8 protein-coding genes are annotated in these 7513 nt (G+C 56.0%); 3 read left to right on the forward strand and 5 right to left on the reverse strand.

Annotation, left to right across the window (positions count from 1 at the left end):
* Positions 1–1112, forward strand: a 1112-nt coding sequence (locus tag CXF87_RS11060; protein ID WP_101146675.1) for an NADH-quinone oxidoreductase subunit N, incomplete at its 5' end; no start/stop codon positions are given.
* Between the two features lie 17 nt (positions 1113–1129).
* Here the strand turns inward: CXF87_RS11060 and CXF87_RS11065 are convergent.
* Positions 1130–1633 (reverse strand): hypothetical protein, encoded by a 504-nt coding sequence (locus CXF87_RS11065; protein ID WP_198556057.1) that lies wholly within the window; start codon positions 1631–1633, stop codon positions 1130–1132.
* Positions 1582–1830 (reverse strand): hypothetical protein, encoded by a 249-nt coding sequence (locus CXF87_RS21760; protein ID WP_092031072.1) that lies wholly within the window; start codon positions 1828–1830, stop codon positions 1582–1584. The genes CXF87_RS11065 and CXF87_RS21760 overlap by 52 nt, the downstream gene beginning before the upstream one ends.
* Positions 1831–2113: 283 nt before the next feature.
* On the opposite strand from CXF87_RS21760, the gene CXF87_RS11075 reads away from it, so the two are divergent.
* Positions 2114–3469, forward strand: a complete 1356-nt coding sequence (locus tag CXF87_RS11075) for a hypothetical protein (RefSeq protein WP_101146677.1) — start codon at positions 2114–2116, stop codon at positions 3467–3469.
* A 167-nt stretch (positions 3470–3636) separates the two neighbouring features.
* Here CXF87_RS11075 and CXF87_RS11080 read toward each other — a convergent pair whose 3' ends face one another.
* Genes CXF87_RS11080 through CXF87_RS11090 form a run of 3 tightly spaced genes read right to left on the reverse strand, consistent with a single transcriptional unit; the run spans position 3637 to position 6292 of the window.
* Positions 3637–3996: a copper resistance protein B gene (locus tag CXF87_RS11080; RefSeq protein WP_232774893.1), complete on the reverse strand. Its 360-nt coding sequence runs from the start codon at positions 3994–3996 to the stop codon at positions 3637–3639.
* On the reverse strand, positions 3963–4406 hold the full coding sequence (locus tag CXF87_RS11085; RefSeq protein WP_157826506.1) for a copper resistance protein B: 444 nt from the start codon (positions 4404–4406) through the stop codon (positions 3963–3965). The genes CXF87_RS11080 and CXF87_RS11085 overlap by 34 nt, the downstream gene beginning before the upstream one ends.
* A gap of 20 nt (positions 4407–4426) precedes the next feature.
* On the reverse strand, positions 4427–6292 hold the full coding sequence (locus tag CXF87_RS11090) for a copper resistance system multicopper oxidase (RefSeq protein ID WP_075267635.1): 1866 nt from the start codon (positions 6290–6292) through the stop codon (positions 4427–4429).
* A 193-nt stretch (positions 6293–6485) separates the two neighbouring features.
* On the opposite strand from CXF87_RS11090, the gene CXF87_RS11095 reads away from it, so the two are divergent.
* Positions 6486–7513 (forward strand): ISL3 family transposase (locus CXF87_RS11095; RefSeq protein ID WP_101146680.1); only part of this gene is annotated, 1028 nt, incomplete at its 3' end.

Raw genomic sequence — 7513 nt, forward strand, 5'->3', positions numbered from 1 at the left:
TATTTTTGGCGAGAGTGGATGTGAGAGGCACCGTGCGAGAGGGCACGGTTTACAGCCTGCTTTGCTTTGCCACCATCGGCGCGCTCGTTCTGGCAGGCGCGGGTGATACGATGTTCCTTGTATTGGGTACATTATTAACGGGCCTGGCCACCTTTGCCTTGGTTGCCTACCCGGATACCGACCCTGCCACAGAGGCCGCCATGAAGTTTTTCGTGTTCGCCTCGGTCACAGGTGCGATCATGATTTTCGGCCTGAGTTACTGGTTCGGCGCTGCGGGATCCACGTTACTCGCGGATCTTCCTGGTATGGATACCATGCCAATGGCGGTTCTTCTTGGGTTCGTGGCGGTGGTTGTCGGTCTGGGTTACAAAGCCTCGCTGGTTCCATTCCATTTCTGGGCGCCAGATGCCTATGAGGGTGGGCCACTGTCAATAGCGGCCTACCTGTCAGTGGTGCCCAAGATCGGTGCTCTGTTCGCACTCGCTCAGGTGGTTCGCGATCTACCCCCGGAAAGTGGTTGGACCGCCATCATCGCCGGTCTGGCTGTTCTGACCATGACCTATGGCTACCTGGCCGCGCTTGCTCAGACTAACGTGATTCGGCTGCTTGCCTATTCGTCGATTGCCCAATCCGGCTATTTTCTTCTGGGCATCCTCGCAGTCGGCGCAAGTGAGCTTGCGCTGCCATCCATCATCCTGTTTGCCGCAGCCTATGCGGCCATGAACCTGGGCGCTTTCGCCGTTGCCGCCAGTACTGGACGGACTCTGAACGATTTTGACGGATTGGGTCGCGCCCAGCCGCTTATTGGCCTCGCAATGGTTATCTTTCTGCTATCGCTGGTTGGGATTCCCCCATTGGCGGGTTTTGTCGGCAAGTTCCTTTTGTTTGCCGCAGCCATCGACGTGCAGTACACCTGGGTGGCAGTGGTGGCGATCATCAATAGCGTACTCTCGCTGGCAGTTTATCTGCGCCTCGTTGTGCCGATGTACAGGCAAGGGAATGTCGTGGTGGCTAGAACTGATATCTGGTTGAAAGCCGTACTGATAATAGCGCTGACTGTCACACTCCTTTTGGGTGTATTTGCGCAAGTGTTTGTAGGGCCGTTTGCATGATGGCCGAAGCCCATTATTTATTGCCGAGAGTAATCACCGCCCTGACGTCTGAGATCAAGCCAGCCTCTATAGAGCCAACGCAGACCAAAGAGCGAGACTGTTGGAACGATAATCCACTGCACTAGAGGCGCAATACCTGTGCCAATAAAGGGTAACAGGGGCATAGAATCATTGTAGCTCCAGCGCTGGCCTGCGCCTGTGGCCCATGCTTCAAAGACTATGGTTATAAGCAGACCGGTAGCAAAATACACTCCTAAAACATGGCGGCGCCACCGCCCCTGTATCCAAAAGCCATCTTTAGTTGCCGCTGCGGCGACGCCATAGGCAAATAGTGCAATATTGGCATCGCCGATTGCCGCCCGCGTGCACAGCCAGACGACCGCACCATGGGACGCCTCCATCATCCCTGTAAAGAAAGGCACCTGGATCATTTCCCAAAAAAAATGCAGCAAAAAGCTGACAGACCAGATTAAAAAAAACAGGAACCAGCCTCTACGTGATGGTCGACGTGAACAATGCATAATCTATCCAGCCAATCTAATAACTTCAGGCAGCCGAAGTTGAAATCGCAACCCTTCATCGCAGCGGCCTCCTGACCACCCGATAATTCGGAAATGGCCAGAACCGGTCCACCCAAAAACAACGGCAGCAGCAAGGAGATAACTCGTCGGTTCATTGCGGCCATCTCGATTTCATGCGCCAAATGGTCGGATTGCATGCTTGGCGCCCAGTATGCCTTTCAATAGTGAGCAATCATAGCACCTCTCCAAGATGGGCGCTGGGGGCGAAATAGCCTCTTTGATGCGTCGTCAGGTCTGACAGTCTGACGGGTGGGGATGTCAGTACGAAAATCGGGAAAATGAAATTTAGCTGAAAATTCAGGTTCGTTTCAGTTGACCACTACAAGCTTTGTGCGTCAAGATTAAGTGCCGTTTAACTGGCACATCCATATTGAGGCAATAAATCGTTGTCGATATGAAAATTAAAATAAGGAGTTTCAGGTGAGCAAAATCTTCAAATCAATAAGCGCTCCGCTGGCGATAGCTTTAGTAGCAACACCGGCGTTGGCCGCGGAGCCGGTCGGGCGTGCGTCACCAACCGTAGAAGACCTGAAGGTTGAAATAAATCAACTGACGGCTGAAGTGGAAGAGCTCAAGAAAGGCGATTCCCCCTTCACGGTGAACGGTTATTACCGCCTGCAGGCGACCTCAGAAAGCCTGGATGAAACCAACGAGAACAGCAGTTCATTTGTTGACCAGCGCCTGCGTGCAAAGATCACCGGCGACCTCAACGATAACGTGAGCCTGGTCTGGTACGGTGAGTTCGATTCTCCCTGGGGTGATACGGGAAGCTGCCAGGGTGACAATTGCGGCAAACTCAGCGCCGACGGCGTTGGCGTTGAGACCAAAAATGCCTACGCTGAACTGAAGGTGCCGAACAGCGACTGGAAGGTGCGAGCGGGCGTCCAGGGGTATGGCTTCGGCAAGTACGAGAGCTTTGTTACCAACGACGACATGAATGGCGTCTCCTTTGCGGGCAATGTTGGTATGGCCACGCTGACAGGTGGCTGGTTCAAGTGGGAAGAAAACGATGAAGATTCTGCGGACGACGTGGACTTCTACATGTTGAGTGCCGAACTTCATCCCAGCGAGGTTTTCCACTACGGCCTTACCGGAGCTCAGATCAGCAACAGCAGTCAGGCTGCTCTGAATGGTACGGCGGCTCGAACGGATGACAACTATTTCGGTGCCTACGCCGATTTTACCTATAACAAAATGGCCTATAGCGGCTCGGTACTTTACAAAAAGTCGTCCGGGCGTGACTCTGACGCAACAGATGGCGACACGTACATGTTGAATCTGTATGCCCAGAGGCATTGGAGCAACGCAAGCCTCAAGATTCACGGCATCTACATTCCGGCTGATGACAGCAGCAATGGTGCAGATCGCTTCGCGAAAAACCAGTCAGGCTGGGAGCTGAATAGCAGCAATCTGCAAATCTTCGGAACAGACTACTACTACAACAATGGTTCCCAGGGGGCCAAGTCAGTTTATGACGCAGCTTACCAGGGATACGGTCTGATGGGGCTGATAGTCTCGGGTGATCAGGAACTTTCCAACGACTACTACCTGAAGTACGGCACAGGATACTTCCGCGCTGCCGACGACGCGCCCGACAGCGCTGCTCAGGCCAACGGCTCAACCCTTGGTACTGAAGTCGCTGCTCAGCTTGGTAAAAAGTTTGCCGGCGTGTATGACATCAGCCTCCGCGGTTCTTACGGTTTCATGGGAGACTTCTACGGAGATGACCCGGAGGATACCTATAAGGTCGTAGCTATGGTCAATATCAGTTACTGATCAACGTGTAATTTCATGATCTGATACAACGGCCGGGCCTTAGTCCGGCCGTTTGTCATTGAGCCGAACATGCGGAAGGTCGGCAATGATTTTGACGAAATCCTCCAAATGAGGACACTAGCTGACCCACGCAAAGGGGCCAGCCTTTTCTACTGGGCATTATCGTACTAAAACCACCACCGGACGCCCGCCACGAAGCTGGAGGACTCGACGTCTTCCCCCTCGCGCTCACGAAGGTCCTCTGTGTTGCCCAGAAAGCGGGTGTAAGAAACACCCACGTAGGGCGCAAACTCCCTCGAAAAGTGGTATCTCAGACGGAGCCCCAGGCCCACATTATTGATGCCACTACCGACGCCCCACTCCTCAACATCGCTGAAGGCAACGAGCGTTTCGCCGCGGCCCTGCAAAATGAGCCTTTGGGTCAGCAGCCAGTCGTACTCGGCTTCAAGATCGTATGACACGTCACCGTCGTCGGTGACTCGGAGATTTGTGTCTACCTCAAACCAGTAGGGGGCAAGTCCCTGCAATCCAACAATGGCCGAATAGCGCTCCTTATTAGGTTAGGGCTGGGGCCAAACGTTGTCTGGGCACCCAATCCTGTCTGTATATCCCAGAAGCGATCGAAGCGATAGCTGTACTGCACATCAAAATTTTCGATGTCGCCGCTGTCGCTGGATAGATCAGTCTCACCTTCCGTTTCGACCCAGAGCCGATTGCGATCTTTACCAATCCAGGCCTGGGCGTCCCACAGGGCCAATTCGTTGTCGCCGTCACGCTGGTATTCCATCCGGTCAAACAGAACCTGGCCAAACACCTGGTTGTCGTGTATCGGCAGCGTCCAGTCCGGTTCGGCCTGAACGCCAGTACCGGCGGCGCCGGCTCCCGAGGCAAGCGTTAAGGCTGAGGCACCCACAACCCACTTGATGCGATTCATCATAATGTTCATCCCCTATCCCGTTAAACGACCGACACGACACGAAACATGCCTGCGTCCATGTGGTACAGAAGGTGGCAATGGAAAGCCCAGTCACCCGGTGCATCCGCTGTGATCAGCGCGGATACACGCTCGCCGGGTTTGACGGAAATCGTGTGTTTGCGTGGACGATATTCACCTGCACCGGTTTCCAGTTCCATCCACATGCCATGCAGGTGAATGGGGTGATCCATCATCGAGTCGTTGACGAGGATCAATCGCAGGCGCTCGCCATGGTAGAACTTGACCGGGCCATCGACTTCAGAGAACTTTTTGCCGTCGAACGACCACATGTAACGTTCCATATTGCCGGTAAGGTGCAGTTCCACCTCGCGTTCGGCCGGGCGCTTGTCGGGCCAGCCCTCAATGCTCTGCAACTGGGAATAAGTCAGCACCCGATGGTTGGCTGTTTCAAAGCCTACACCAGGGTCATCCAGACGCGATTGCGGGCTGGAAGCCACCATGGCCGCCCCGGGACCGTGATTATCAGGGCCATGGGATATCGGCCGACCCGCCGTCGGGACCTCATTCATCGTTGCTTTGTCCGAGCTCATCTTGTTCATTCCCGAGTCGGCGCCATTCATCATCATTTGGCCATGGGCTTTGTCGTTGCTGCCTGACATCATTTCCATCTTGCCACCCATGTCCATGCCGCTGTCCATGTTCATATCGCCGTCCTTGCCCATGGCGCCCATGCTCATCGCGCCCATGCCCATGGCGGCCATACCGCGCTCGGTTCGCGGATACATGGGCGGTACTGGCGCCTCCATTCCCTTGCGGGTGGCTAACGTTCCGCGCACATACCCCGACCGATCCTGTGACTGGGCAAACACGGTGTGAGCCGTGTCGGTTGGCTGTACAATCACGTCGTAGGTTTCCGCCACGCCAATGCGGAATTCATCCGTTTCAACGGGTTGCACTGGTTGGCCGTCAGCGGAAATAACCGTCATCGGGAGGCCCGGGACACGGACATCAAAGAAGGTCATCGCCGAGGCATTGATGAATCTCAGGCGAATTTTCTCGCCGGGACGGAACAGCCCGGTCCAGTTACTGGCAGAAGGCGATCCGTTCATCAGGTAGGTATATTCAGAAGCGGTTACATCCAGAATATCCCGGGGGCTCATTCGCATTCTGCCCCACATGCCGGCTTTGCTCCACGCAGCATCCCAGCCCATGGTTTCAACATCCTTGAAGAAGTCGCTAACGGTGCGCTGGTTGTAGTTATAGTAGCCCTCTGCCACTTTCAGGTTGCGGAATACGTCCTCGGGAGAGTCAAAGGTCCAGTCAGATAGAACCACAACGTATTCGCGGTCATAGGCCACCGATTCGGGCTCGGCAGGATCAATGATAATCGGCCCATAGTGGCCTAGCTGTTCCTGAAGGCCAGAGTGGCTGTGGTACCAGTAGGTGCCATGCTGTTCGACCGGGAAACGGTACTCAAACGTTTCGCCGGGCATGATGCCGGGAAAGCTGACGCCAGGAACGCCATCCATCTGGTACGGCAGAATCAGACCGTGCCAGTGAATGGATGTTGCCTCCGGTAGCGTATTGGTGACACGCAAGATTGCCTCGCGCCCCTGTTTGAGGCGCACCAGAGGCGCTGGCAGAGTGCCGTTGATGGTGATGGGCTGTTCCGAGACTCTGCCCCCTATCTTGAGAGGTGTTCTCGCGACGGTCAGGTCGTAGATGTCAGCGCCATTACGCACGGTGTGAAATGCGTTCGTGTTGTCCAGTTGTCCTCTAGCATAGGCCGGCAACAAGCTGTCGAAACCGGCAAGAAGTCCCATCGTGGCAGCTCCTTGTATAAGGCGGCGCCTGGACACACCTGCATAGAAATGTCTATCGCTCATAGGTTGCTCCTAAAACCATGTATATACAGCTTCTCGCGTTCGTGGCTCGATTGTTGACGCTACCCGGTGCAACTGAAATCAAACTGAAAAGACGACCGGTAACCCCCCATTTTTAGGCTCTTCGTCGCTGGGTGTGGAATTCGCCCCCTGAGCTGGGCCAGGATATGACCTCCACATGGACAGGAGGTACGACATGGACGGCACGCAGATTCTGACCCTCGGCCTAGGCCTTGAAGCGCCCTGGTTGCTTAAGGACCAGCACCTGGATACCTCCGTGTCGCCCCACCGCCTGGACCTCTATGTCGAGGCCGAGCGGGGCAGCCTCTACCCCTGCCCGGAGTGCGGCAAGGCCTGCCCGGCCCATGACTTTGCCGACAAGACTTGGCGGCACCTGAACTTCTTTCAGCACCACTGCTACCTGCACGCTCGCGTGCCTCGCACCAAGTGCCCCGAGCATGGCGTCAAGCGTATTGAAGTGCCCTGGGCGCGGCCGGGCAGCGACTTCACCCTGCTGTTCGAGCAAGCCGCTATGTCGTTGGTCAAGGAGATGCCGGTGCTGGCCGTCTCCCGGCAACTGGAGATCTCCGACAAACGCCTGTGGCGCATCGTGCATCACTACGTCGGCCGCATGCTGAGTGAGCTGGACCTGGCCAACGTGACCACCGTCGGCGTCGATGAAACCGCCTCCCGACGCGGTCATCGCTACGTCACGGTATTCCTCGATATGCAGCGCAAGCAGGAACCGGTGATCTTCGCCGTCCCCGGCCACGGCAAAGACGCCATCAAGGCCTTCAGCGCCTTTCTGGCAGCGCATGGCGGTGACACCGACAACGTGGTCGAGGTCGTGTGCGACATGTCACAAGCCTTCCTCAGCGGCGTGGCCGAGCATCTTCCCAAGGCCGACATCACGGTCGACTGGTTCCATATCGTTCAGACCTTCACCAAGCGGCTGGACGAGGTGCGCAAGAAGGAACGCCGGGAGCAGGGGCATCCCAAGTCGCTGCGCTGGGCCCTGCTGAAAAGCCTCGACAACGAGAACCTGACGCCCAAGCAACTGGCGGCGCTCCAGGAGCTGGTGGCCGATCAGAGCGCCACAGCCGATGCCTGGGTGATCAAAGAGAAGCTGAGCTGGATCCAGAAGGCCCCGACGCCGCGGGCGGCTCGGTGGCGTATCACGAACTACCTCAAGGTCATGAAGGCGGCGGTCACCGAGAAGCCTCT

Source organism: Halomonas sp. MES3-P3E, assembly GCF_002836035.1.
GTDB classification, from domain to species: domain Bacteria; phylum Pseudomonadota; class Gammaproteobacteria; order Pseudomonadales; family Halomonadaceae; genus Vreelandella; species Vreelandella arctica.